This window comes from Kitasatospora sp. NPDC057198 (genome assembly GCF_042670125.1).
Classification (GTDB): Bacteria; Actinomycetota; Actinomycetes; order Streptomycetales; family Streptomycetaceae; genus Kitasatospora.
Window position 1 is genome coordinate 1 of record NZ_JBHUWH010000484.1, and the last position, 537, is coordinate 537.

The window sequence follows — 537 nt, forward strand, 5'->3', positions numbered from 1 at the left end:
GGCCGGGCCCCTTCGGGGGCGGCGGACGCGGGGCGCTTGGGCGTGCTGGTCACGACGGCTCCTCAAAATCCATATTCATCATGCTCTTTTTGCTCCGACCTCTTGACGCCCCGGCCACGCGGACGCAACATCAAGGTAATCATCATGCTGAATTGCTGGTGGACGGGCAAGGGCTCCGTTGTCGCTGACGGCCTGCCCCGCGCCGCACCGGCGGATCGAGCGGCCGCAACCCGCCGTGGTCCCGGGCGGCCCCGTTCCCACCCCCCTCCAGGAGTCACACCATGCGTATCGCCAACCTCTCCGGCCGACTGGTCCTGATCGTCGACGGCAAGGCCGTCGACGTCGAAACGGCCAGTGGCGGCGCCTTCTCCTCCGACCCGCAGGCCGTCTACGAGCGCTGGGAGGCGTTCCGGTCCTGGGCCGCCACCGCGAACCTGCCCGAGGGTGCGGCGTTCGACCCGGTCGAGCTGGGATCGCCCGCCCCGGCGCCCCGCCAGACCCTGGCGATCGGCCTCAACTACCGCGACCACGCCGCGG

The 537-nt window shown here is 70.8% G+C and carries 1 pseudogene; it reads left to right on the plus strand.

From position 1 onward, the window contains the following. Positions 1-281: 281 nt before the first annotated feature. Positions 282-537: pseudogene (locus ACFUEL_RS33700) on the plus strand (fumarylacetoacetate hydrolase); the annotation flags it as partial.